Raw genomic sequence first — 23,634 nt, forward strand, 5'->3', positions numbered from 1 at the left:
CCATGACCCCTGCACCCCAGATGTCTGACTGGCCCTCGTGGGCGAAGAACTTCCCGCCCGAGGAAGGCGAGCATGTGCTGGCGAGCGGGGGGCCGTGGTTCATGGCGTATTTCCTCGCGTTCATGGTGGCCCTGACGCTGCTGCCAACAGTGGTGTTTCCCCTGCTGGGCATCTGGTTCTTCTGGGGGCGGTCCGGGAAGTTCCTGCTCACCAGCCAGCGCCTCATCTGGAGGCCGAACCTGGGCAAGCCGGTCATCGTTTCCCGCGAGGAGCTACGGACCCTGGACGTCGACATCGGGACTCGCTTGCGGAGCGTGAGCCTGCGCGGCGCGCGGAAGGCCTCGATGCCCCTGCTGTGGAAGTACAAGCAGCTCTGGGGCGGGCTGGCCCTGCTCCAGCGCTGGACGCCGCCCGCCTCCACGTCTTCAACCCCGGCACTGCGGGTGCTCTCCGCGTGGCTCGTGTCTGGCTTCCAGATTCAACCCGGCGCCGTGGTGATTCAGCCGGATGGCGTCCGGTTCTATCCGGCGGAGTCCACCGCGAACGTCGCCGCGGAGGCGGGCGCCGCGCTGACGGGGCTCGTGCTGGGCGTCACACGCCGGACGCATCGGGCCCGCTTTCCAGTGGAGGCCGCACTGTCGCTCGTCGCCAGGACGGAAGCCGTCGAGCCCGAGCTCGACGCCCTGGGCCGCCTCCTGCGCGCCGAGCTGTGGCAGGGGCCTCCCACCGCGCAGGGACCGGCGGGTGCCGGACGCACGCGGATGACCTATCAGCAGGGCAACCGGAAGTTGACGTTCGTCATGCCCACGGCCAAGGCTGATACGCTTGCCACCGGATGACGGCTTGTCCTGCTGAGACGACGCTGAGTGATTTGCTGGCGGGGCTGCTCCCGGCGGAGCAGCGCACGCAGGTGCTGGCGCACGTGGAGCGCTGTCACGACTGCCAGCGGGTCCTGGCGGCGGCGGAAGCCGACTCGATGAGCGAAAGCGTGTCCGCCGGGTCGCCCCCCGCGCCGCTGGAGCGCGGTGCCACGCTGTCTCGGTACGTGGTGCTGGAGCGCATCGGCGCCGGGGCCATGGGCGTGGTGTACGCGGCCTATGACCCGGACCTGGACCGCCAGGTGGCCCTCAAGATGCTGCGTCCGGAGGGCCGGCAGGTGGAGGAGTTGCGCCAGCGGCTGGTGCTGGAGGCCCAGTCGCTGGCCCGCCTCTCCCACGCCAACGTCGTCTCCGTCTTCGACGTGGGCACGCATGAGGGCTGCGTCTTCCTGGCCATGGAGCTGGTGGACGGCGTCACGCTCGCGGAGTGGCTGAGAACGCCGCGCTCCTGGCAGGAGGTGCTGCGCGTCTTCACCGAGGCGGGGCGGGGGCTCCTGGCCGCGCACGCGGCGGGACTGGTGCACCGCGACTTCAAGCCCGCCAACGTCCTTGTCGGCAGGGACGGGCGCGCGCGGGTGACGGACTTCGGCATGGCAAGGCCTCTCAACCGGGGGCAGGTCGCCGCGTCGAAATCAGGGGCGCCCGGCGCGGCCGCCTCCATGGCCAGCCCGCTCACGCGCACGGGCGTGCTGCTGGGGACGCCCGCGTACATGGCGCCGGAGCTGCTCGACGGAAGGCGGGCGGACGCGCTGTCGGACCAGTTCAGCTTCTGCGTGGCCCTTCACGAAGCGCTCTACGGCGTGCGTCCCTTCGAGGGCAGCAGCCTGGAGGAGGTGGCCCGCGCCGCGCAGGAGGAACGCCTGCGCCCGGCGCCCCACGGCACGAAGGTGCCCGCCTGGGTGCGGCGCGTGGTGCTTCGCGGGCTGAAGCCGCGCCCCGAGGACCGCTACCCCTCCATGGAGCCGCTGCTGGCGGCGCTCGCGCCTCCGCCCCGGCGTGTGTGGGCCCGCGTGGCGGCACTCGCGGGCGCGGCCTGCGTACTGGGCGCGGTGGGCGCCTGGGCCCTGGCGCACCGGGCCGAGGCGCGCTGCGCGCAGGAGGCGGAGAAGCTTGGCGCGGCGTGGGGCCCCGTGCAGCGCGAGCAGGTGCGCGCGGCCTTCCTCGCCACGGGCGCGCCTCATGCGGCCGACGCCTGGGAGAAGGTGGCGGGGTTTCTGGACGCGCACGCCTCGCAGTGGCGCACCCTGCGCACCGAGGCCTGTGTCACGTCCCACGAGCAGCCCGCGAGCAACGTGTGGCAGACGGCAGCCTGCCTCGACGCCCGGCTGTGGCAGCTCGCCGCCGTCACCGGCGTGCTGAAGCAGGCGGACGCGCAGACGGTGCGCAACTCGCGGCGGCTCGTCATGTCCCTGGAGGGGCTCACGGGGTGTCGCGATGCGCCGGAGCTCGCCACCCGCCCGCAGCCGCCCGAGGCGCTCCAGCCCCGCGTGGACGCCGCCCGGCGCAAGCTGGCCGAGGCCCGCGCGGAGACTGACGCGGGCCGGTATGCGCAGGGGCTCGCGCTCACGTCCGCCCTCCTGAAGGACCTCCAGGACCTGGACTACAAGCCCCTCGAGGCCGAGGTGCTCCTCGCCCACGGGGAGCTGCTGCACCTGGGCGACAAGCCGAAGGACGCGGAGGACGCCCTCTACAAGTCCGTGTTCGCGGCCGAAGCCGGGCATGACGACGAGACGGTGGCGCGCGCGTGGAACTACCTGCTCTGGGTGGTGGGAGACCAGCTGGCCCGCTCCGAGGACGCGGAGCGCATCGCCCAGCATGCCCAGGCCGCCGTGGCTCGACTGGGCCGTGAGCGCTTCCCGGACATTGCCGCGGACTACCACCTGAGGTGGGGCTCGGTGCTCCTCCAGCAGGGGAAGTACACCCAGGCGGAGGCGGAAATCCCCAAGGGGGTGGAGCTGGCGAAGCGCGCCCACGGCGAGGACAGCCTTCAGGCCGCCGAGTTCCTCCACGCGCTCGGCCGGGTGCACTACCGGCAGAAGCGGCTGCAGCAGGCCGTGGACGCCCATCTCCGCTCGCTCCAGATCATGGAGCGCCAGCTCGGGCCCCATCACCCCGAGCTTTCCATCAGCCTCAACAGCCTCGCCTACGACTACGACGCCCTCGGCCGCGCCGACGAGGCGCTCGCCGCCCTGCAGCGGGCCGTTGGCCTGTACTCGGACGTCGAGGGCGAGGAGCCCATCAACCTCGCGGTAGTGCTCGGCACCCTCGGCACGAAGTTGAGGGACCAGGGCCGCGCGGAGGAGGCCGAGCGCAGCATGGAGCGCGCACGCGCCATCTTCGAGCGCACCCTCGGCCCGGACAACCCGCTCACCGCCCTGGCTTTCTCCCAGCTCGGCCGGCTGGCCAGTGAAGCGGACCGGCCCGACAAGGCCTTCGCCCTCTTCGCCGAGGCCGAGAAGCGCTTCGAGCGCGCCCTGGGCCCGGACTCGCAGCGGCTCACCGCGGTGCTCTTCTTCCGTGCGCCGGCGTACACCCGGGTGGGCCGCTACGCCGAGGCCCGGAAGGACCTCCAGCGCGCGAAGGCCATCCTCGAGAAGGAGCACGGCCCCGACAACGTCAACATGGCCCTGGTGGCCGCGCCGCTGAGCCAGGTGGCCCTGGCCGAGGGACACCCGAAGGAGGCGCTCGACATCTGCGAGCGCTCCCTGGCCCTCAATGAGAAGGCCCAGGGGCCCCGTTCCATGGCCGTGGCGCTGGACCTCGTCTGCCTCTCGGAAGCACACCTCGGCCTGGGCGCGCCGGAGAAGGCCCGCCCCCTGTTGGAGCGCGCCCGGGAGTTCCTCGATGGCGTCTCCACCGCGAAGCTGTATTCAGCCTGGGCCCGCTTCCTGATGGCGCGGGCATTGGTGGCGCAGCGTGCGCCGGACCGGGCGCGCGCGATGGCCCTCGCCGAGGAGGCCCGCGTCGCGCTCGAAGCCCAGGGCACCCGAGCCAGGCCAGAGCTGGAGAAGGTCCGGGTGTGGCAGCAGGACCTGTCCCGGCGGTGAGGCCTCAGCGAAGCACGGGTGCTCGCCGGGCCCCCGCGTGAAGGAGGGCCCGGCGGCGGAATGCGACGCTTCAGCGGGGACGGCGGTGACTACCGGGCGTCGCGCGCGTCCACGGTGAGGCAGGGCTCCATCTTCTCGGGGGGGACGAGGTACAGCTCCTCGCGGCCCAGGTCCTGGGTGATGCCCGACGTGGCGAAGCCAATCTGGCCACCGCCGTCATACGCGAGGGCCAACCAGTCGTTCTGCGACGCGGGGAACACGTTGGCGGTGGAGCCGTTGCCGTCGAGGTCCCGGGCGTAGGACGTGGCCTGGATGCTCCCGTTGTTATTGAAGTCCAGGTTGGTGCTCGCGTTGCCAGTGACCTGGGCGTTGTTGAAGCGAAGCGCGCTGATTTTCGCGAGGTCCGCTTCGGTGGTCGGGGCGACGGGCGTGAACGCGGAGACCTCGTTGACGCTCTGCTCGCTGATGGAAGCCACCCGCACGCGCGAATAGTCGAGCACGTTGTTCAAGCCGCCAATGCCGAAGCCGTAGAACTGGTACTGGTAGTTCATGATGCTCAGGTAGTTGGGCTTGTAGTTGGCGTTGTCGGTGCCGCCGTGGCGCAGGCCGATGTTGTGCCCCAGCTCGTGCATGAGGGTGCCGGCCAGCTGCACCTCCGTGACCGCGGCGAAGCCCAGCGTCACCACGAAGTCATGCGCGGGAATGCCGCGCGAGATGCCGCTGGAGTTGCCGCCGTCGTACCGGTGCGCGAACAGCATGTAGTGGAAGTAGGGCGCGCGGTTCGCGGCGAAGTACTTCCCCTTGATGACGTCGAAGTCCGTCCACACGGGGCTCAGGTCCAGGTCCGCGTCCGCCGCGGTGATCTGCTGGTCCACCACGATGTGCAGGGTGATGCCCGTGGAGCCATCCGGGTTCGTCACCGGCGCGTTGGCGAAGGCGTTGATGACCCGGTTCAGCATGGCCTGGGTGGGCTGTTGGTTGGGGTAGTAGTCCGCCTCGACGAAGATGTCCTTCCTGCGCGCGTTCGCGCCGAGGGCCGTCAGGTCCAGGCCGCCGCCGAAGCCGAACGACTCCGCGTAGTCGTTGAGCCGGTCTCCGTCCGTGTCGGGGTTGTTGGGATTGGTGCCCAACAACGTCTCCACGACGTCGCAGACGGCGTCGCCGTCCGTATCGGGGAGAAGCGCGCATGCGGGGATTGGGAGGGGAATGGCCGTCGCGACTTCCACGCCCTGGCGGGTGCTGACCGTCTCTGTGGTCTCCGTATCCGGGAGGTCGGGACTGCCACAACCGTTGAAACCCAGGAGCGAGACGGAAGCTGCTAGCAGGGTCTTCTGAAGCTTGGACATGGGATTCCTTTGTTTACAAAGAATTGGCATCGCGCCAACCGCCCCGTGATTGTCGCAAGCAGGTTTTTTTGGCTATTCTTTTTTGTCTAGATTCACACGACTGAGGCAGGGATTGGGCGGGACCGGGCACGAAACCGTCGGTTTTCCCTTAGGAGGCACCGCGCGGCTGTACTCCTGCCGTGTCACGCGAAGCCAGACAACTTCTTCCTGGTCCGGTGTGACAAATCCTGACTCAGGGGAAACCCTTACGTCAGACATTGTCGTCGCAGCTTCCCTTTATCACATTCGTCATCGAAATATGAGAACGTGGTAACAGGTCCACGAAGAGGGAAGGAGCGACAGGCGGCTCCTTCCCCCAGGTCAGCCGCGGCTCAGGAGTCGTAGCCGTGGCGCCCGTCGAGCAGGATGACCTTGCCGCTGTTCGGGTAGTAGGGGACGCCCCACTCCTGGACGTCGCCAGGTAGGGAGAGGGATGTTCTACCCACCCGTGTCGAACGCCAGCTTCGTGTTGCGGGCCAGTACCGGGTCGTTGGCTGCGACCTGCACCACCTTGCGAAGGTCGCCCAGCTCGGCGATGCGGTCGGGGTAGAGGATGCCGTCCAGGTGGTCGATTTCGTGCTGGAGGCAGCGGGCGTACAAGCCGCTGGCTTCAATCTCCAGCCTTCGACCTTGTGGCGTGTAGGCCACCACGCCGACGCGAGGGGGGCGCATCACGAAACCTTCGTATCCCTCGACCGACAGACACGCCTCGGCGGCCTTGAATTCAGGACCGTCCCGCCAGACGATTTCCGGGTTGACCAGCGCGTGAAACGGTACCGCCTGGACCTGCCCAAAGCCGACCCGCTCGTGTGCCGGTATTTCAATGACCACCAAACGCCGGAACAGGCCCGTCTGGGGGGCGGCAATCCCGATGCCGCCATGAACCCGCCGCGATAGGTCCAGCTGGCTTATCCACTCCTGCAGCCGCGGGCCGCCAAGATCGGCCTCATCCACCCGTGCCGACAGTTGGCGCAGCCGCGCATCATCGAACTGCAAGACCGGCCACGCCTGCTTCGCCTCCGGCTGTGCCACCTGGCTCATGATGTGCCTCTCGAGGCGCGGCGGTGTGAAGCTTCGCGCCCGACCGGACGCTAGCAGCCGTTGCCAGGCCTCGCCAGGAGCCCGGGCAGGCGCGGGCGGTTGCCTGCCACGGCCGCGGCGCCGGGCTGGCCAGCACGCAGCGCCCTCCTGTTGCGCGTGGCCTCTCCCGTCACCCCAGGCCGTGCCGCAGATGGTCGACCATGCGGACGTCACCGTCGGGGCGGCCCCAGTAGGGGGTCAGGTTGATATCCACGACGTAGGGGATTCCGGCATCGTCCCGGACGAGGTCGATGGAGCCATAGTCGAGCCCCGCCGCTTCGGCCACGGCCAGCGCGGCGAGCGCGGCGGCAACCACGGGAGGGGCGAGGACACCGGCCAGCACCGGCTCCAGGATGGACTTCCGGTTGGCGAGATAATCATAGCGGTCGAAGCCATCGGCCATGCGGCGCACCTCGGTCAGCGCCTTGCCTTCGCAGATGACCATCTGCTCGCCGCAGAAGTAGACGCGACAGAAGGCGCCGTCGCGGTTGTCGATGTACTCCTCGAGGACGAGCCGCGGGTCGTCCCACCAGCTCGCGTCGACTTCCTTGCGACGCATGACACGGTAGCCCTGGATGCCGTCGAGCGGCGAAGGCGTGCGCTCCGGCCAGCCCATCGCCGAGCGGTGCTCATCGGGCACCTCCCACTCGGCAATCCCCCGGCTGTTGAGGTTGGTCTTGACGATGACCCGGGTGTCCGGGTCTCCGTCGCGCTTCGCCGCCGCGCAGGGGAGGTTGAGCCGTTGCAGCAGGCTGTGGATGGAGCGCTTGCGGATGTCGTGCATCGCGCCGTTCCACACGGCATAGCCCGCGTCTCCGAGCAACCCGCAGAAGGCCTCGAGCGGGCGGATGAAGTCCGCGGGCGTACTGGCGTCGATATGGAGGAGCACGTTGCCGGGTCCCCCGGCCTTCGTGAATACCTCCTCGGCCATGGCCGCGGCGGGGATGCCGGGCTTGACCTTGACGAGCCGCGCGTCGCGGAGGAGCTGACGCGCCAGGTAGTCCGGCCTGAGCGTCCAGTCGAGAATGGTGAATCCAGCGTTCGAAGTCACTCGCTCAGCCCTCCGCGTCAGGACGGTACGCCTCTACTTGCCGCGGTATGCGCGTTCGAGCTGCTCTTCGATGGCGGCCGTCACGAGCTTGCGGTCGATGCCAGCGGCGCGTGCGTTGCTGAACACGTCACGCAGGCTCGCGGCCAGGCCGAGCTGGGACGAGCTCACGCCACTGCGCTCCGCCAGCACCGAGATGCGCGCATTGAGCTCGCGAAGGATGTTGATGACGTCCACCCCGATGCCGAGGGACTGCTTTCCCCCAGCAGCGAGGTTGCCGGGGGTCCTGAGGTCGACGACCTGGCCTGAGGCCTGCTTGCCGCCCGCCACCCGGCGCCAGTTGTTGATGGCCGCTCCCCGGAACCCTCCCAGCTCCGTGAGGAGGTTACGCAACAGGATGCTCACGTTGCTCAAGTCAGCGCTGCTTACCTGTCCTTGCCCGTAACGCCCCATCTTGCGGCTCCTTTGTCAGAAAAGAACTGGGTTCGGCTTCTTCATCGCTCCGTTGATGATGGCTCGCAGTTGTGGCGCGAAATGTGTTCAGGCGCGCAATGAGCAGTCAATAGGCGCTGGGGCGCAACTGTTTCCCCCAGGTCAGCCGAGGCTCAGGAGTCGTAGCCGTGGTGCCCGTCGAGCAGGATGACCTTGCCGCTGTTCGGGTAGTAGAGGACGCCCCACTCCTGGAAGTCGTGGCAGTTGTGGCAGGGCACTTCGTCTCCGTAGAACCAGGCCTGGACCGGGCCGCCGCCCGCGAAGGCATCCAACTCCGCCAGCAGCGCGGCTCCACGGGCATCCGCGAAGAAGAAGGTCTGCGCCAGGCCGCTCCGGTCGGTGTAGGTGCCGGCGTCGCGGGGCGAGAGGACTCCGTCCGTCACCAGCCGCTCCACCACCGCCTGGACGGTCACCGGCTCGGCGGGGCACTCGGGCGTGGCGTAGGTGTCGATGTTGGTGAGCTCCCGCCAGGACAGGGGGTTGGAGCCGACATTCCAGGCCAGACGCGCGGGCTCGAGGGACGAGGCGTCGGTGCCGGTGACGGAGAAGGGCTGCGGGAACACCTCGCAGACGCTGGCGTAGGTGCAGCGCTGGACCTGGCGGTAGGTGCCGCAGTGGCTGAAGTCCCGCGTACCCGCGGGTGCCGAGTGATAGCAGGTGTAGACGGCGGGGGCGCAGGGCGCGGGGGGCCAGACCTCGTACGCGTCCCCGTCGGTGACCTCGAACTCCGTCACGCGAGCGACGAGGCGGGCCGTCTTCTCCCACTCCACGCCGTTGTCGCCGCCAGCGGAGAAGGTGAGCGGGACGGTGTGCGGGTCGATGGCCTGATAGATGCCCGGGTAGCCCCAGTCGAGGCGGTAGCTGGGCCGGCCGTTGACCGAGGGGATGCCGTCGGGCGCCGTGACGGTGAGCCAGTCGGAGTGCACGCTGGCGCGGCCGCGGTAGAGGAGGTTGGTGGTGCCCTGGACGACGTAGATGGGATTGACCTCCTCCTGGATCCAGATGGCGCTGGAGCCGCGGAAGTCGAAGAACCGCGGGGCAATCACGATGCGCGCGGTGTACGAGCGCGGAGTGCCGGTGAAGGTGTGGACGGAGACGAAGAGGGGCAGGCCGGAGAGCACGGTGTTGAGCTCGTGGCCCTCCGCGAGGGCAATCTCGAACCGGCGCTCGCTGATGATGCTCGCGGTCCCGAAGATGTCGTCGGGAACGAAGCTGTAGACGTCCGAGAGGTAGCGGTTGGCGGTGGCGCGGATGATGAGCGAGCGGACGCCGTTGCGCACCTCGAAGGTGCCGAGCGTCTCGAAGCTCAGCTCGTTGTCACCGACGGTGGCGTAGAGGCGGTTGGTCACCGCCGCGGAGGTGACCTCTCCGGTCTCCTCCGCCGGCTCGGAAGTGGTGTTGGTACAGGCGGCCAGCGCCGCGAGGCAGGCGAGTGCGAGGGTGCGAAGCTTCATGTGGAGTCTCCGGGTGGAAGCACCCGGATACCACACGCGCGTGACAGCCTGATGGCGGGCGGCCGGCGGGCTTGCCGCGGCGCATGCCGGGCCTCCGCCGCGAGGATGCGCCGGGGCCTCCGCCGTGCTGACGACTCAGGCCGCCCGGTCCGAGACCTCTCGGACCGGGCAGCCCGGGGACACGCTAGAGCTTGCTCCAGCAGACGCTGTACGCGCTCCGGCCGCACTGCCTGTCGGCGTGCTCGCGGCAGTTGCCGTAGGGCACGTCGCCGTAGCCAGCGAAGTAGTGCGTGGTCTGCGAGGAGGTGCACCGCCACGTGCAGTAGCGGGCGCCGCTGTCCCAGCCCTCACAGAGGGCCTGGTCCGTCGTACCGAGCACAGGCTCCGTGCTCTCGGTCTCCTCGGGGAGGGGGCCGCCGCAGGCGGAGAGGAGGGCACCGAACGCCACGCTCATCATCAGGGTCTTCAGCTTCATGGGGATGTCTTTCTCGGGGTGTGGTTGAGGTTCAGAGGTGGAGGGCGGCGACGCACGGCCCTGGCCGCCCGGAAGGTGCTACCGGCTCCAGCAGACCGAGACCGCGTTGCCCTTGCAGAAGTTGTTCGCGTACGCGTTGCACCCGCCATAGGCCACGGGGCTGGTGGCGTAGATCCAGATGCCGTTGGAGCTGCACTTCCAGGTGCACCGGCGCCCGCCGGCGTCCCAGCCCTCGCATACGCCCTGCTCCGTGTCGCCGAGCACTTCCACTTCCACCGAGCTGTCCGCGCCCTCCTCAGGAAGGGGGCCGCCACAGGCGGAAAGGAAGGCACCGAACGCCAGGCTCATCATCAAGGTCTTCAGCTTCAAGGATGGAGACTCCAGGAGAAGTGCCGGCGACATGCACGGCACGGAATCTCATTATCTCAGGTTCTACATAAATGTTTCAATTGGCTGATTAATCGGGTTTCACGCGTAGTGCGGATTTTGCTGGGCGCAGTGCGTCAGCTCACGGGCTCCATGCGGAACCACCGGTAGCCGTAGCCCTCCAGTGTCACGCGGTGCCTGCCGCCCTTGCCGGACGGGGAGTGCGCCTCGGACAGCAGATGGACGAGCTTCGCCGCGGGCCCGCCGGGGGAGAAGCTCACCTCACACGCCTTGCCGGACAGGTTGTGCAGCGTCACCAGCGTCTCGCCCTTCCAGTCGTAGCGCAGGGCGAGCACGTTCTGCTGCTTCACGCGCAGCATCCGCCACGCGCCCCAGCCAGGCTCGGGGCACTCCTTGCGCAGGCGCACCATGCGCTCCATCCAGTTGAGCAGGGACGCCGGGTCCCTCCGCTGTGTCTCCACATTCAAGTGCGGGTAGCCATAGGGCGCCTCCGTCACCACGGGCCGGAAGGGCTCGGGCGCGCGGGTGAAGCCGCCGTGGGGCTCGTCCGTCCACTGCATGGGCGTGCGGACGCTCTGACGCTCGTGGAGGGACAGGTCCTCGCCCATGCCCAGCTCGTCCCCGTACCAGAGCACCGGCGTGCCCGGCAGGGACAGCATCAGGCTGAAGGCCAGCTCCAGCCGGCGCCGGTCTCCGGACAGCATGGGCGCCAGGCGCCGCCGCAGCCCGCGTCCGTAGAGCTGCATCTTCGGCTCGGGGCCCAGCTCCGCGAAGACGCGCTTGCGCGCGGCGGCGGGCAGCCGGCCCAGGTCCAGCTCGTCGTGGTTGCGCAGGAAGTTGGCCCACTGCGCGGTGTGGGGCAGGTCCGGCGCGGAGGCCAGCGCCTCCGCCAGGGGCGTGGCGTCCTCCGTCACCAGCGAGAGGAAGAGGTTCTGGTTGGCGGCGAAGTTGAAGACCATCTGCATGCGGTCCCCATCCGAGCCGTAGAAGTTCATCACCTCGTCCATGGTGACGTTCGCCTCCGCGAGGAGGATGGCGTCGCCGGTGCGCCACGAGAGGAACTCCCGCATCTCGTCCAGCAGCTGGTACGGGTCCTTGATGCCGTGGTTCTTCAGCCCCTTGAGCTCCACGAGGAAGGGCACCGCGTCCACCCTGAAGCCGGACACGCCCAGCTCCAGCCAGTAGCCCATGACCTTGAGCAGCTCCTCGCGCACGGCGGGGTTGGCCACGTTCAGCTCGGGCTGGAAGGGGAAGAAGCGGTGGAAGTACCAGGCCTTCGCGTCCTTGTCGTACGTCCACGTGCTCTCCTGCGAGCCCGGGAACACCATGCCCTTGTGCGCGTCCTTCGGCTTCTTGTCCGCCCAGACGTAGAAGCCGCGGAAGCGGCTGTCCGGGTCCTTGCGCGCGGCCTGGAACCACGGGTGCTTGTCGCTGGTGTGGTTGACCACCAGGTCGATGATGACGCGCATGCCCCGCTGCTTCGCGTGGTGGGTGAACTCCACGAAGTCACCCGGTGAGCCCAGCCGGGGGTCCACGCCATAGTGGTCGGTGATGTCGTAGCCGTTGTCGCGGTTGGGCGTGGGCTGGAAGGGCATCAGCCACAGGCAGGTGACGCCCAGGCCCGCCAGGTAGTCCAGCCGCCGCTGGAGCCCCACGAAGTCGCCCACGCCGTCGCCATTGCCATCCATGAACGTCTCCACGTCCAGGCAATAGACGACAGCGTTCTTGTACCAGAGGTCATGAATCATCCCGTCTCCCGGACGAGAGGGTGGGGCGTCCGCCCGGAAGTCGGCAGCACGACGTGCGACGTCCGTGCGCCAGCGCACAGCCGGAGGGACGAGGCTTCCATCAGCGGACATTCGCGCGCGAGCAAGGCTCGCGGTGGTGGAGGGCCGGCGCCAACGTGCACGGCCCCATGGTCACCGTTGGCTACCACGCCTCACACGAACAGTTCCTCCCGAGCGAGCTGCTGCGCCTGGTCCGCCAGGCGGACGAAGCGGGCTTCATGGCGGCGCTCAACTCGGACCACTTCCACCCGTGGAGCGACTCGCAGGGACAGAGCGGCTTCGCGTGGAGCTGGATGGGCGCGGCGCTGGCCACCACGAAGCTGGCCAGCGTGGGCGTGGTGAACGCGCCGGGGCAGCGCTACCACCCGGCCATCATCGCGCAGGCGCTGGGCACGCTCGCGGAGATGTTCCCCGGACGCGCCTGGGCGGCGCTTGGCAGCGGTCAGCTCGTCAACGAGGGCATCACCGGCAACACCTGGCCCGCGAAGGACCAGCGCAACGCCCGGCTGAAGGAGTGCGCGGACATCATGCGCGCGCTCTTCCGGGGCGAGCGGGTGACACACCGGGGGCTCGTCACGGTGGAGGAGGCGAAGCTCTACTCGCGCCCGGCGAAGCCACCACTGCTGGTGGGCGCCGCGATTACGCCCGAGACGGCCGAGTGGGTGGGGAGCTGGGCAGATGGCCTCATCACGGTGAGCAAGCCCCCCGCGGAGCTGCGGAAGATGGTGGACGCCTTCCGGCGCGGCGGCGGCGACGGCAAGCCGATGTTCCTCAAGGTGCAGCTGTCATGGGCCGAGGACGAGGCGGAGGCGCTGAAGGGTGCCATGGAGCAGTGGGCGCCGAACATCTTCGCCAGCTCGGTGCTCACCGACCTGCGCCGGCCCGAGCAGTTCCAGGAGCTGGCGAAGACGGTGCAGCCCAAGGACATCGAGGGCCACGTGCGCGTGTCCTCCAGCCTCCAGCGCCACGTGGACTGGCTGTCGGAGGACGTGCGGCTCGGGTTCAGCCACCTGTACCTGCACAACGTGAACCGCGGGCAGGATGCGTTCATCCGTGCGTTCGCGGAGAAGGTGGTGCCCGCGCTGCGAGGTCAATAGTGCCCTCGTTACGGTTGTTGTCGCTGTGCGACATGGGCAGCCCACACGGCGCGTCATCGTGGAGGTGACGCGCGAAGTGCCACCGGGTTTTTCCGGGCTCGAAGGCGCCGGTTGACGCTTTCGGATGGCAGGCGTCTGCTGGCGTCATGTCCGAACACACTCCTCTCGCGGACGCCGCCGTCACCGAGGCGCGTCCGGTGGCCGTCACGGAGCGCGTCACACTGCTGGACGCGCTGCGCGGCTTCGCGCTGTGCGGAGTCTTCATCTCGAACAGTGTTTCCTGGTTCAGCGGACGGACGCTGCTTCCTCGCGAGCAGGCGCAGGCGCAGGGGGCGCCGCTCCTCGAGGTCATCGTCAACTCCAGCTACCAGTTCCTGGTGAACCAGAAGTTCATCACCCTCTTCTCGTTCCTCTTCGGGCTGGGCTTCTCCATCCAGCTCTCGCGGGCGGCGTCGCGGGGCAGCTCCGTCGTTCCGCTCTACTCGCGGCGCCTGTTCATCCTGCTGTGCATCGGCGTGGTGCACCTGTTCGGCATCTGGATTGGCGACATCCTCCACACGTATGCGGTGGTGGGCTTCCTGCTGCTCTTGTTCCGCGCGCGCTCGAACCGCACGGTGCTGATCTGGGCGGTGGGGTTGATGGTGGCGATGTCGCTGCTGCTCCCTCTCCTCCAGCGCTACGTGCCGGTGCTGCTGCACGGGAAGGAGGCGGCGGCCGAGCTGTCGAAGGCGGCCCAGGCCGAAGAGGCCACCCATCGCGCGAGTCTGCTGGCGGCACTCTCCAGCGACTCTCCGTGGACGGGACTGGTGGGGCGCGTGACGTACTACGTGGACACGTTCTTCCGGGTGAATCGCATCAAGTGGATGGGCCTCATCCTCGCGCGCTTCCTGTTCGGCCTGCTGGCGGGTCGGCTCCTGCTGCTCCAGGACGTGGAGCGGAACCGCCCGCTGCTCCGTCGGATGCTCGTCTGGGGGCTGGGGGCGGGCGTGCTCATCAATGGCGCGGGGCTGGTGATGTCGCGCCTGCGCAGCATGGGAAAGCTACCGTCGACGGACAGCGTGTGGCCATTCATCCTGAACAACCTCCAGGAGCTGGGCTTCCTGGCGATGGGCGCTGGCTACGTGGCCGTCTTCGCGTTGCTGTTCCAGCGGGTGCGGTGGCAGCGGGTGCTGGGTGCGCTCGCGCCCGTGGGACGCATGGCGCTCAGCCAGTACCTGCTCCAGTCCATCGTGAGTGTGTGGATCTACGACGGTTGGGGGCTGGGCCTCATCGGCACGCTGCCGCCCTCGCGCGTCGTCGCGATTTCCCTGGGCATCTTCGCCGTGCAGATTGTGCTCAGCCACTGGTGGCTGTCGCGCTTCCGCTTCGGCCCGGCTGAGTGGCTGTGGCGCTCGCTCACCTACGGCCGTTCCCAGCCCATGCGCCTGTCGGCGATGGATGGAGCGGCGGGAGCGGCGGCCTCGTGAGCCGGTGACCCGTCAGCAAGGAAAGGAATGAGCGCGCCCGAGTGAACAAGCCATTTGGGGTTCTGAGTTATAGTCAGATGCCGACCCTCGGCAGCGCCCCCATAGGAGTGGAGGCGGACGGAGTTGAACCGTCTTCAAGGCGTGTAGGACCTCTTCGGCCGGGCGCGCTCAATCCAGAATGACGGGCGGCGAAATTCGTCCTGACAGGCGCGTGGAATTCAGCGTCCGCGCCGGCCCATGAAGAGGGTGTGGCGCGTGCCCTTGGTGCCATGGGCCGCGGGGTGCAGCACCTGGACGGTGAAGCCGGCCTGCTCCAGGCGGCGCTCGAAGCCGGGGGCGGGCCCGGCGCTCCAGACGCCGAGGGTGCCCCGGGCGCGCAGGGCATGGAAGGCGCGCGAGAGCCCCCCGAGCCCGTAGAGGCCCTGGTTGTCGGGGTGGGTGAGGGCGGTGGGACCGTTGTCCACGTCGAGGAGGATGGCGTCGAAGGTGGCGGACTGGCGGGCCATGAGCGCGCCCACGTCTCCTTCCACCACGGTGACTCGCGGGTCCTCCAGCGGCGCGCCCGCGAGCGTGGCGAGGGGACCCCGGTTCCACGCCACCACGGCAGGCAGCAGTTCGGCCACCGTCACCCGCGTCCCGGGGCCGACCCGGTTCAGCACGGCGCGCACCGTGTAGCCGAAGCCGAGGCCCCCCACGAGCACCCGGCCGCCGCTCTTCCCCACCAGGTCCGCGCAGCCGGCCTCCGCCAGCGCCTCTTCCGAGCCGTGACGGCGGCTGGACATCAGCGTCTGGCCCCGGACGCGCAGGACGTACTCGTCTCCGCGCCGGGCCAGCGTGACTTCCCCCACGTCGGGGACCTGCGCGGTGTCGAGCGTCTCCCAGGGCTTCATGCCCCGGGCTCTTCGCGCGGAGCCGCCTCCGGGTCAAGGTGCTCCGTGTCCCAGCTTCATCGGGCGGACGTGGAGCTTCGGGCCGGGCGGTGCCGCTCCAGGCCCGCTCCCGTCTGCCAGGCGACCACCCCTGTCGTCACGCCGCGGCGGTGCTCGCCACGGCGCCAGGGGCAGGGGTCGGGGCCGCCAGGTGTTTCATCCCCTCGCGGTACGTGGGAAAGGCGGGTATCCAGCCCAGCTCGCGCCGGGCCTTCGCGTTGCTGATGCGCTGCCCATGCGTCAGCGGCTCGCCGAGCGCGCCGGTGACGAGCGTCGCGAGCCAGGCCGGCAGCGCCCCGGGGGCCGGTGCTCCGAGCTGCTCCGCCAGGTAGCCCAGGTACGTGCGCATTGGCACGGGCTCGTCGTCGACGACGTTGTACGTCGTGAAGCCGCCCTTCTCCACCGCCAGGGCGTAGGCCTGCGCCACGTCGTCCACATGGACGAGCGACGCGTACTGCGCACCCGAGCCGAACCAGCGGACCTTCTTCCCCTGGCGCATGGGCCCGAGGAAGAACTTCTCGAAGGAGCCGGTGGGGCCATACACCGTGCCCACACGGAGGGTGACGTGCGAGCTGTAGCCGAGCCGCCGGGCCTCCTCGGCCACCGCCACCTCCGTGACCACCTTGGTCGTCATGATGCGGAACGGGCGTGGGGGCGTGGACTCGTCCGCGGTGGTCTCGCCGGTATCTCCGTAGACCCAGATGCCGCTGGTGAAGACGAAGGTGGAGGCGCGACCCGCGCCCGCGCGCAACAGGCGCAGGGTCCACTCCCGGTCCAACTCGAAGATGCGGCGCTCCTCCGCGCGGGACACGCGCAGTCCCTTGAAGGGAGCCATGGCGCAGTGGACGATGGCGTCCACCTCCCGGGCCGCGGGGATATCCCCCGTCGACAGGTCTCCGTGCACCACCCGCACTCCGGAGGCGGCCAGCTCCCGCGAGGCGCGGCTCTCCCTCGCGAGCGCGAGCACCTCGTGGCCCCGTTGCTGGAGCGCGCGGACGACGCTTCCTCCGATGAATCCCGTGGCTCCCGTCACCAGCACCTTCATGGCATGGCTCCTTCGCGTGTCCCTTGCTCCGTGGAAAAGGATACGCCCAGGGCTTCCATCTTCACCACCGAGCGGGTCGCAATCACCCTGTCCGCTCGAGCTTCGACTTCGTTTGCGGCAACGCCAGGCGCTACTACAACACGCTGGACGTGGTCCGCCTCCGAGACTGCTTCGCGGCGCGCGGGGGTGTGCGTTGCTCCCGCAGCGCGGTGATGAGCCGCTCCACGCCGGAGTGCGGAGCGGCGCCCGCCCGGGTCACCGCGTAGAGGGCATTGGTCACCCGGCGCGGAGTCGGGCGAAGCACCTTCACACGTCCCTGCTGGACGGAGTGTGCGGCCACATGGTCGGGGACCACGGACACGCCCCGGCCCAGGGCAACGGTCTCCAGCACCTCCTCCAGTTCCTCGAAGTGACACACCTCGCGCATCATTCCGGGCTGCGTCCCGAACTGCGCATCGAACCACCGCCCGAAGACGTACTCGCACTCGTCATAGGAGATGAAGGGGACGGACTCGTAGCCCTTCACGGACTGGAGCGCGTGCCTGGTGGCGTCAAAGCCCGTTGGCGCGATGAGCACCAGCTCCTCACGCCCCAAGGGCTGCACGCGCAGCAGCCGTGACACGCGGGGCACATGGACGACGCCCAGGTCACACCGGCCCTCTTCCAGCGCGCCGAACACCTCCTCCACCGTGGGGAAGCGCAGCGAGTAGCGCAGCTCGGAGAAGCGCGGCTCGCACAGCAGGGGGAACAGCACGTAGCGGCCGAAGCCACTCACCGCCGCGATGTGCAGGGGCTCCTCGGCGGAAGGGGCGCCCTCCGCGAAGGATGTGGCCAGCCTGCCGAACTCGCCGAAGAAGCGCTCACACAACTCGCGCAGCCGCTTCCCGGCGGGAGTCAGCAGCAGTGGGCGCTGGGCGCGCTCGATGAGCCGCGTCCCCAGTTGCCGCTCCAGCATCCGCACCTGGTAGCTGATGGCGGGCTGCGTCCGGTGCATCGCGGTGGCGGCGCGGCTGAAGCCTCCCTCGCGGCAGACGGTGAAGAAGGCCTCCAGGTAACGCGGGTCCAGGTCCATCAAATGATTTTTGCCTGTCCGCGAAAACGTTCAATTGGCTTTTGCGAGGCCCGAGCGTCACCTTGCGCCGCATGACGTCAGCCCCGGGAGCCATGCTCCTCTCGTGCTCCGCAGGCCCGGGGCGTCCTGGCCCGAAAGACACCCCATGCCTCGCTTCCGCTGCTGGCTCCTCGCCGCTTCCACCGTCGTCGTGCTGTCCTGCCGGAGCGCTCCAGCCACCCTGCCGGAGCGGCCCCACGCGGCCCTCCCGAAGAACATCGTCCTCATGGTGGGTGACGGCATGGGCACCGCGCACTTCGCGGCGGCCCGGCTGCTCCGGGGCGAGGCCTTCGCGGCGGGCCGCTTCCCGGTGACGGGGCTCGTCTCCACCGGCTCCGCCAACTCGCTGGTGACCGACTCGGCGGCGGCGGCCACGGCGATGGCGACCGGAGCGAAGTCGAACAACCGGATGCTGGGGCTCGACGCCTCGGGACAGCCGCTCCCCACGTTGGTGGAGCAGGCCGAAGCCCAGGGCAAGGCGACGGGCCTCGTGACGACCACCTTCTTCGGCGATGCGACGCCCGCGGCCTTCGCCGTCCACACGGCCCGACGGGACCAGGTGGCGGACATCGTCAGCCAGCTCCTCGGCGGTGGGGTGGACCTCATCGCCGGAACGGGCGCGGAGCTGTTCGGCACGAATGGACTGCCCGCGCTTCGCGACGCCGCCGCGAAGCACGGCTGGTCGCTCGTCACCGAGCCCGCCGCGCTCGCCTCGGCACCCGGGTCGAAGGCGCTCGCCGTCTTCCCCACGCAGCGCAACGACGGGGACGTCCCGGGTGCACGGCTCCCCGACCTCGCGCGCTGGGCGCTGGAGCGCCTCTCCACGGACCCGGAGGGGTTCTTCCTCGTCCTGGAGCACGAGGGCACGGACAAGGCCAGCCATGTGAATGCGGCGGAAGACCTGAAGACCAGCCTGCGCTCCTTCGATGAGGCGGTGGGCGTTGTCGCGGACTTCGCAAAGCGGCGCGGCAATACACTCGTGCTCGTCGTCGGAGATCACGAGACGGGAGGACTGCGTGTCGTGGCGGACGCCACCGGCGCGCTGTCCCTCGAGTTCGGCACCACCCTGCACACCGGCGCGCTCGTCCCCCTCTTCGCGCTGGGGCCCGGCGCGGAGCGGTTCGGTGGCTTCTACGAGAACACGGAGATTGCCCGGAAGGTGAGGGCGCTGTCCCAGGGCACGGCGCCCGGCTTCTGAGCCCGTCCCGACACGTGGAAAGACAAAGGGCCCGGAACCGCCGAGCGATTCCGGGCCCTTCCTTTCAGCGGTGCCGCGCGTCGCCGGCTACGCGGAGCGCTTCACGTTCCGCGAGGCGTCCACCAGCACCTTGGCGAACGTGAGCCCGTCGGGGCCCGCGTCGGCCTGGATGTGGTCGCCCGGCAGGAACTCGCCGCTCAGCACCTTCATCGCCATCGGGTCCAGCAGGTACTTCTGCACGGCCCGCTTCAGCGGCCGGGCGCCGTACGTCGGGTCGTAGCCGCGCTCCGCGAGGAACTCGCGCGCCTTGTCCGTCAGCTCCAGCGTGAGCCGCTTGTCGGCCAGCAGCTTCGACAGCCTGGCGAGCTGCAGGTCCACGATTCGGTAGATGTCCTTCTTCCGCAGCGGCTCGAAGACCACGACTTCGTCCACGCGGTTGAGGAACTCCGGCCGGAAGTGCCCGCGCAGCGCGTCCATCACCTCGTCGCGCGTCTTCTCGTCCAGCACGTCCTTGCCCGCCATGCCGGCCTGGATGTCCTGCGAGCCCAGGTTGGACGTCATGATGAGCACCGCGTTCTTGAAGTCCACCGTGCGGCCCTGGCTGTCCGTCAGCCGGCCCTCGTCCAGAATCTGGAGGAGGACGTTGAACACGTCCTGGTGCGCCTTCTCGATTTCGTCGAAGAGCACCACCGTGTACGGCCGCCGACGCACCGCCTCGGTGAGCTGACCGCCCTCGTCGTAGCCGACGTATCCCGGAGGCGCGCCCACCAGTCGCGACACGGCGTGCTTCTCCATGTACTCGGACATGTCGATGCGGACCATGGCCGAGTCGTCGTCGAAGAGGAACTCCGCCAGCGCCTTCGCCGTCTCCGTCTTTCCCACGCCCGTGGGGCCCAGGAAGATGAACGAGCCGATGGGCCGGTTCGGGTCCTGCAACCCGCTGCGTGCGCGGCGCACGGCGTTGGACACCGCCTCAATCGCGCTCCGCTGGCCGATGACACGCTTCGCCAGCCGCTCCTCCATGTGGACCAGCTTCTGCACCTCGCCCTCCATCAGCCGGGAGACCGGGATGCCCGTCCACTTGGCGACCACTTCGGCGATGTCCTCCGCGTCCACCTCCTCCTTGAGGAACTTCTGGTTCTTCTGCAGCTCGGCCAGCTTCTCGTTCTGGGCCGCGACTTCCTTCTCCAGCGAGGGAATCACGCCGAACTTCAGCTCCGCCGCCCGGTTCAGGTCGCCCTGACGCTCGGCCGCCGCCTGGTCGTTCTTCGCCTTCTCCTGCTTCTCCTTCAGGCTCCGGAGGGCGCCGATGGCCGTCTTCTCCGCGTCCCAGTGCGCCTTGAGCGCGTTGAACTTCTCGCTCAGGTTGGCCAGCTCCTTCTCAATCTGGCTCAGGCGCTCCTGCGAGTGCGGGTCCGTCTCCTTCTTGAGGCCCTCCTTCTCAATCTGGAGCTGCATCACCTTGCGGCGCACATCGTCCAGCTCCATGGGCATGGAGTCGATTTCGATGCGCAGGCGGCTGGAGGCCTCGTCGACGAGGTCGATGGCCTTGTCCGGGAGGAACCGGTCCGCGATGTAGCGGTGGCTGAGCGTGGCGGCGGCCACCAGGGCGTTGTCCTGGATGCGCACGCCGTGGTGCACCTCGTAGCGCTCCTTCAGGCCGCGGAGGATGCTGATGGTGTCGTGCACGCTGGGCTCGCCCACCATGACGGGCTGGAAGCGCCGCTCCAGGGCCGCGTCCTTTTCAATGTGCTTGCGGTACTCATCCAGCGTGGTGGCGCCGATGCAGTGCAGCTCGCCGCGCGCCAGCGCCGGCTTGAGCATGTTGCCCGCGTCCATGGCGCCTTCCGCCTTGCCCGCGCCGACGATGGTGTGCATCTCGTCGATGAAGAGGATGACCTCCCCGGCCGCGTCCGCGATTTCCTTGAGGACGGCCTTGAGGCGCTCCTCGAACTCGCCGCGGTACTTCGCGCCGGCCACCATGGCGCCCAGGTCGAGCGACACCAGCCGCTTGTTCTTCAGCCCCTCGGGCACGTCGCCGTCGATGATGCGGCGCGCGAGCCCCTCGGCGATGGCCGTCTTGCCCACGCCCGGCTCACCGATGAGCACCGGGTTGTTCTTGGTGCGCCGACTCAGCACCTGGATGCAGCGGCGAATCTCCTCGTCGCGGCCGATGACGGGGTCCAGCTTGCCGGAGCGCGCCGCCTCGGTGAGGTCTCGCCCGTACTTCTCCAGCGCCTGGTAGGTGGACTCCGCGTCCTGGCTCGTCACGCGACCGGAGCCGCGGACCTCCTTGAGGCCCGCCATGACGCGCTCGCGCGTCACGCCCGAGGACTTCATCACCTCGCCCACCGCGCCCTTGTCGTGCGTGAGCGCGAGCAGCAGGTGCTCCGAGGAGATGAACTCGTCCTTGAGGGACTTGGCCTCGTCCTCGGCCTTGTCGAACGTCTTGAGCAGGCGCTGGCCGAGCATCGCGCTCTCGCCGCCCTGCATCTTGGGAAGCTTGCCGAGCGCCTCCCCCAGGCGCGCCGCGAAGAGCTTCGAGTCCGCGCCAATCTTCCGAAGCAGGGGCTCGACGATGCCGTCCTTCTGACCCAGGAGCGCCGTCGCCAGGTGCTCCGGCTCGTACTGCGGGTTGTCCGCCCGCCGGGCAAGCGACTGGCCTTCCTGAATCGCCTCCTGCGCCTTCACCGTGTACTTGTCGAGTCGCATGTCTTGAACGTAAGAGTCGGACCCCTCTTGGCAAGTTGGCGCAGTGCGTCGGAATGTCCGCCTGCCGTGAAATACTTTGGACCCCTGGTAGCGACCGGACTTTCACGGAGCCGGAGTTGCCAGGAGACGCGGGGCCGGGTATAGGCGGCCCCCATCCTCGGGGGGCTGATCCTGGAAGCGCACGGCGGTTATCTTGTAAGACTCGAAAGCCTGGGCGGCCTGGAGCTGATCCGGCTGGCGCGTGAGGCGCTGGTGCTGGACGGCGCCACGGGCGCCACGGGTCTGCAGGTGACGGTGAACCGGCGCCGCAAGGTGGTGCGGTTGGCGTACGTGGGGCCCTTCACGGCGAGCCGGCAGGGCGCCCACTGGTACGCGGCGCACCACGCGCTGCCGAGGCTGCTGTCCCGGGCCGCCAACGTCACGGTGCACGCCTATATGTACGACCCGGACGAGGGCGAGGAAGTCATCGCCTACGGCAATGGCCGGCGCGTGGGTGGCGAGCGCGTGGTCTACGAGGACGTGGAGCTGCCCGGGCGTCCCGAGGACGTGGACGAAGCGGCCTTCAAGTACATGCAGGAGCGCTGGCCCGTGGGGCACCTGGCGTATGTCTTCGGCCTGACGCGCAAGGAGTTGCTGCGCCTGCCGCTGGCGGTGCCGAGCCGCGTGCTGGCGCTGGATGGCTCGGAGCAGGACAGCGCCTCGGCGCTGGAGGCGCTGCTGCCGGGCGCCGGAGTGCCGCACTTCCCGCCGGACGCCCACTAGAGAGGCGCCCCGCAGGGGAAGCAGCTACTCCTCTGGAGGCGGGTCCTGGGCGAGGACGGCGTCGCGGACCGACGCACTGCGGAAGTACTGGCCGAGCAGGGCGAAGGTGCCCGCCACCAGGACGGTGCCGAGGACGGACAGGCCCACGGCGAACCAGGGGGCAATGGTGCTCACCACGTGGGCGGCCACCGGGTCCTGGTTCTCCGGCAGCTTGCCGAGCGTCTCCGCCAGCACGGTGCCCATGCGGCGCGACACCACGGCGAACTGAGCGCCGTCGATGGTGCGCAGCACCGCCACGGCGATGGCGGCACGGCCCAGCATCCGCCGCATGCCCTCGCGCGGCAGTCCATCCGGGCGGAGCATGCGGCCGGCGGCGACGAAGACGAAGGCGCACGCGATGGAGAGGATGCCCATCAGCACCACGCGCGGCTCGCGCATGGGCTCCAGGGCGGAGTACTGCGTGCGCACCACCTGCTGGATGACGTCGCGGTCCCCCATCCAGGCGGGAGGCTCGTTCTCCAGGTGCAGCTCGCGCACCTCGTAGAAGTGGGCGAGCTCGGTGGCCTCGCGCAGGGCGGACCAGCCGGTGAAGGCGGCGAGCACGAGGCCCACCATGGCGGCGTAGCGAATGCGCCGGGGAAGCCCGCTCGAGCGGGAGGCAGACACCGTCACCGCTTGCTCGCCCCCACGAAGCGCAGGCGCAGGTCCGTGAGCAGGCCGTCGAAGAGCTTCTCCTCTTCGGCAGTGAGGTTTCCCTGGGTCTTCGTGCGCAGCATGGAGAGCAGGTCCAGGTTCTGCCGGGCCAGGGGCAGGTCCTTCGCCAGCTGGCCCGTCTCCGGATTGGGAGCGTCACCGAGGTGGATGATGACCGCGGTGCCCAGCCCCACGATGAAGGTGCTGAAAGAGATGGACTCCTCGGACGCGGAGCGCGCTTCCCCCCGCATCACGAAGGTCTCGCCGCGCTTCTCGTCCCCGGAGCTCATGCGGAGGCCGAACCCTCGTCCTCGGAGCCCTCGTCGGACTCGTCCTCATCCTCGTCGATGTCGTCCTCGTCATCCTCGAAGTCGTCGACGTCGTCGAGCATGTGCGTCTCCACCGGAACGGACTTGTCCGCTACGTCCGGCAGGCTCTTGACGTGGCGCTCGTACGCCTTCTCGTCGAGCTGGCCGGAGCGCAGGTAGCGCTCCGCGGTGCGCTTGTCGAGGTACTTGGGGTCCGCCGAATCCGCCATGTTCAAATCCTCAGAATTGCTATGAAAACAGCGCGGCACCTTATAGCAGG

General features: G+C 69.1%; 21 protein-coding genes. 6 read left to right on the plus strand and 15 right to left on the minus strand.

Annotated features, from left to right (window positions below):
- The first annotated feature begins 20 nt into the window (after positions 1-20).
- Both G4D85_RS17900 and G4D85_RS17905 read left to right on the plus strand, forming a co-directional pair.
- Positions 21-839 (plus strand): hypothetical protein, encoded by an 819-nt coding sequence (locus G4D85_RS17900; protein WP_205525589.1) that lies wholly within the window; start codon positions 21-23, stop codon positions 837-839.
- Positions 836-3,925: a serine/threonine-protein kinase gene (locus tag G4D85_RS17905; RefSeq protein ID WP_164013456.1), complete on the plus strand. Its 3,090-nt coding sequence runs from the start codon at positions 836-838 to the stop codon at positions 3,923-3,925. Before G4D85_RS17900 ends, G4D85_RS17905 begins: the two co-directional genes overlap by 4 nt.
- A gap of 89 nt (positions 3,926-4,014) precedes the next feature.
- Here the strand turns inward: G4D85_RS17905 and G4D85_RS17910 are convergent, their stop codons facing one another.
- The 8 genes from G4D85_RS17910 to G4D85_RS17945 all read right to left on the minus strand — a co-directional run bounded on the left by G4D85_RS17910 (position 4,015) and on the right by G4D85_RS17945 (position 11,994).
- Positions 4,015-5,271, minus strand: a complete 1,257-nt coding sequence (locus G4D85_RS17910; RefSeq protein ID WP_164013458.1) for a zinc metalloprotease — start codon at positions 5,269-5,271, stop codon at positions 4,015-4,017.
- 477 nt (positions 5,272-5,748) lie between these two features.
- Positions 5,749-6,351 carry a peptide deformylase gene (locus G4D85_RS17915; protein WP_164013459.1) on the minus strand — a complete coding sequence of 201 codons (603 nt, stop codon included), beginning with the start codon at positions 6,349-6,351 and terminating at the stop codon, positions 5,749-5,751.
- Positions 6,352-6,520: 169 nt separating this feature from the next.
- Positions 6,521-7,441: a hypothetical protein gene (locus tag G4D85_RS17920; protein ID WP_164013460.1), complete on the minus strand. Its 921-nt coding sequence runs from the start codon at positions 7,439-7,441 to the stop codon at positions 6,521-6,523.
- A gap of 33 nt (positions 7,442-7,474) precedes the next feature.
- Positions 7,475-7,852, minus strand: coding sequence for a hypothetical protein (locus G4D85_RS17925; RefSeq protein WP_205525590.1), 378 nt, complete (start codon positions 7,850-7,852; stop codon positions 7,475-7,477).
- 191 nt (positions 7,853-8,043) lie between these two features.
- Positions 8,044-9,384, minus strand: coding sequence for a hypothetical protein (locus tag G4D85_RS17930; RefSeq protein WP_164013462.1), 1,341 nt, complete (start codon positions 9,382-9,384; stop codon positions 8,044-8,046).
- A gap of 184 nt (positions 9,385-9,568) precedes the next feature.
- A complete protein-coding gene (locus G4D85_RS17935; RefSeq protein WP_164013463.1) occupies positions 9,569-9,859 on the minus strand; it encodes a hypothetical protein in 291 nt (96 codons plus the stop codon).
- A gap of 78 nt (positions 9,860-9,937) precedes the next feature.
- Positions 9,938-10,228, minus strand: coding sequence for a hypothetical protein (locus G4D85_RS17940; RefSeq protein ID WP_164013464.1), 291 nt, complete (start codon positions 10,226-10,228; stop codon positions 9,938-9,940).
- Positions 10,229-10,362: 134 nt separating this feature from the next.
- On the minus strand, positions 10,363-11,994 hold the full coding sequence (locus G4D85_RS17945) for an alpha-amylase family protein (RefSeq protein WP_164013465.1): 1,632 nt from the start codon (positions 11,992-11,994) through the stop codon (positions 10,363-10,365).
- Between the two features lie 155 nt (positions 11,995-12,149).
- Between G4D85_RS17945 and G4D85_RS17950 the strand changes: the two genes are divergently transcribed.
- A complete protein-coding gene (locus G4D85_RS17950) occupies positions 12,150-13,130 on the plus strand; it encodes a TIGR03885 family FMN-dependent LLM class oxidoreductase (protein ID WP_240359345.1) in 981 nt (326 codons plus the stop codon).
- 146 nt (positions 13,131-13,276) lie between these two features.
- A complete protein-coding gene (locus G4D85_RS17955; protein WP_164013466.1) occupies positions 13,277-14,596 on the plus strand; it encodes a DUF418 domain-containing protein in 1,320 nt (439 codons plus the stop codon).
- A 218-nt stretch (positions 14,597-14,814) separates the two neighbouring features.
- On the opposite strand, the gene G4D85_RS17960 is transcribed toward G4D85_RS17955, so the two are convergent.
- The 3 genes from G4D85_RS17960 to G4D85_RS17970 all read right to left on the minus strand — a co-directional run bounded on the left by G4D85_RS17960 (position 14,815) and on the right by G4D85_RS17970 (position 17,642).
- The gene (locus tag G4D85_RS17960) at positions 14,815-15,486 is read right to left on the minus strand and encodes a polyamine aminopropyltransferase (protein ID WP_164013467.1); all 672 of its coding nucleotides are present in this window, start codon (positions 15,484-15,486) and stop codon (positions 14,815-14,817) included.
- A 136-nt stretch (positions 15,487-15,622) separates the two neighbouring features.
- The gene (locus G4D85_RS17965) at positions 15,623-16,570 is read right to left on the minus strand and encodes an NAD-dependent epimerase/dehydratase family protein (RefSeq protein WP_164013468.1); all 948 of its coding nucleotides are present in this window, start codon (positions 16,568-16,570) and stop codon (positions 15,623-15,625) included.
- A gap of 133 nt (positions 16,571-16,703) precedes the next feature.
- Positions 16,704-17,642, minus strand: a complete 939-nt coding sequence (locus G4D85_RS17970) for a LysR family transcriptional regulator (RefSeq protein ID WP_164013470.1) — start codon at positions 17,640-17,642, stop codon at positions 16,704-16,706.
- A gap of 145 nt (positions 17,643-17,787) precedes the next feature.
- On the opposite strand from G4D85_RS17970, the gene G4D85_RS17975 reads away from it, so the two are divergent.
- Positions 17,788-18,879 carry an alkaline phosphatase gene (locus G4D85_RS17975; protein ID WP_164013472.1) on the plus strand — a complete coding sequence of 364 codons (1,092 nt, stop codon included), beginning with the start codon at positions 17,788-17,790 and terminating at the stop codon, positions 18,877-18,879.
- Between the two features lie 87 nt (positions 18,880-18,966).
- Here G4D85_RS17975 and clpB read toward each other — a convergent pair whose 3' ends face one another.
- On the minus strand, positions 18,967-21,591 hold the full coding sequence (gene clpB, locus G4D85_RS17980; RefSeq protein WP_164013474.1) for an ATP-dependent chaperone ClpB: 2,625 nt from the start codon (positions 21,589-21,591) through the stop codon (positions 18,967-18,969).
- A gap of 252 nt (positions 21,592-21,843) precedes the next feature.
- Between clpB and G4D85_RS17985 the strand changes: the two genes are divergently transcribed.
- A complete protein-coding gene (locus G4D85_RS17985) occupies positions 21,844-22,353 on the plus strand; it encodes a hypothetical protein (protein ID WP_240359346.1) in 510 nt (169 codons plus the stop codon).
- Positions 22,354-22,377: 24 nt separating this feature from the next.
- On the opposite strand, the gene G4D85_RS17990 is transcribed toward G4D85_RS17985, so the two are convergent.
- From G4D85_RS17990 to G4D85_RS18000, 3 genes are read right to left on the minus strand one after another with little or no spacing between them, the layout of a single operon-like run.
- Positions 22,378-23,025: a hypothetical protein gene (locus G4D85_RS17990; protein ID WP_240359347.1), complete on the minus strand. Its 648-nt coding sequence runs from the start codon at positions 23,023-23,025 to the stop codon at positions 22,378-22,380.
- Positions 23,022-23,336, minus strand: a complete 315-nt coding sequence (locus G4D85_RS17995; protein ID WP_164013476.1) for a DUF1844 domain-containing protein — start codon at positions 23,334-23,336, stop codon at positions 23,022-23,024. Before G4D85_RS17995 ends, G4D85_RS17990 begins: the two co-directional genes overlap by 4 nt.
- Positions 23,333-23,584 (minus strand): hypothetical protein, encoded by a 252-nt coding sequence (locus tag G4D85_RS18000; RefSeq protein WP_164013478.1) that lies wholly within the window; start codon positions 23,582-23,584, stop codon positions 23,333-23,335. Before G4D85_RS18000 ends, G4D85_RS17995 begins: the two co-directional genes overlap by 4 nt.
- Positions 23,585-23,634: the final 50 nt, after the last annotated feature.

It is taken from the genome of Pyxidicoccus trucidator (assembly GCF_010894435.1).
Lineage (GTDB): Bacteria > Myxococcota > Myxococcia > Myxococcales > Myxococcaceae > Myxococcus > Myxococcus trucidator.

Coding starts and splice junctions, on each gene's coding strand:
- G4D85_RS17900 (WP_205525589.1), top strand. CDS start 21: ATGTCTGACTGGCCCTCGTGGGCGAAGAACTTCCCGCCCGAGGAAGGC.
- G4D85_RS17905 (WP_164013456.1), top strand. CDS start 836: ATGACGGCTTGTCCTGCTGAGACGACGCTGAGTGATTTGCTGGCGGGG.
- G4D85_RS17910 (WP_164013458.1), bottom strand. CDS start 5,271: ATGTCCAAGCTTCAGAAGACCCTGCTAGCAGCTTCCGTCTCGCTCCTG.
- G4D85_RS17915 (WP_164013459.1), bottom strand. CDS start 6,351: ATGAGCCAGGTGGCACAGCCGGAGGCGAAGCAGGCGTGGCCGGTCTTG.
- G4D85_RS17930 (WP_164013462.1), bottom strand. CDS start 9,384: ATGAAGCTTCGCACCCTCGCACTCGCCTGCCTCGCGGCGCTGGCCGCC.
- G4D85_RS17935 (WP_164013463.1), bottom strand. CDS start 9,859: ATGAAGCTGAAGACCCTGATGATGAGCGTGGCGTTCGGTGCCCTCCTC.
- G4D85_RS17945 (WP_164013465.1), bottom strand. CDS start 11,994: ATGATTCATGACCTCTGGTACAAGAACGCTGTCGTCTATTGCCTGGAC.
- G4D85_RS17955 (WP_164013466.1), top strand. CDS start 13,277: ATGTCCGAACACACTCCTCTCGCGGACGCCGCCGTCACCGAGGCGCGT.
- G4D85_RS17960 (WP_164013467.1), bottom strand. CDS start 15,486: ATGAAGCCCTGGGAGACGCTCGACACCGCGCAGGTCCCCGACGTGGGG.
- G4D85_RS17965 (WP_164013468.1), bottom strand. CDS start 16,570: ATGAAGGTGCTGGTGACGGGAGCCACGGGATTCATCGGAGGAAGCGTC.
- G4D85_RS17970 (WP_164013470.1), bottom strand. CDS start 17,642: ATGGACCTGGACCCGCGTTACCTGGAGGCCTTCTTCACCGTCTGCCGC.
- G4D85_RS17975 (WP_164013472.1), top strand. CDS start 17,788: ATGCCTCGCTTCCGCTGCTGGCTCCTCGCCGCTTCCACCGTCGTCGTG.
- clpB (WP_164013474.1), bottom strand. CDS start 21,591: ATGCGACTCGACAAGTACACGGTGAAGGCGCAGGAGGCGATTCAGGAA.
- G4D85_RS17995 (WP_164013476.1), bottom strand. CDS start 23,336: ATGAGCTCCGGGGACGAGAAGCGCGGCGAGACCTTCGTGATGCGGGGG.
- G4D85_RS18000 (WP_164013478.1), bottom strand. CDS start 23,584: ATGGCGGATTCGGCGGACCCCAAGTACCTCGACAAGCGCACCGCGGAG.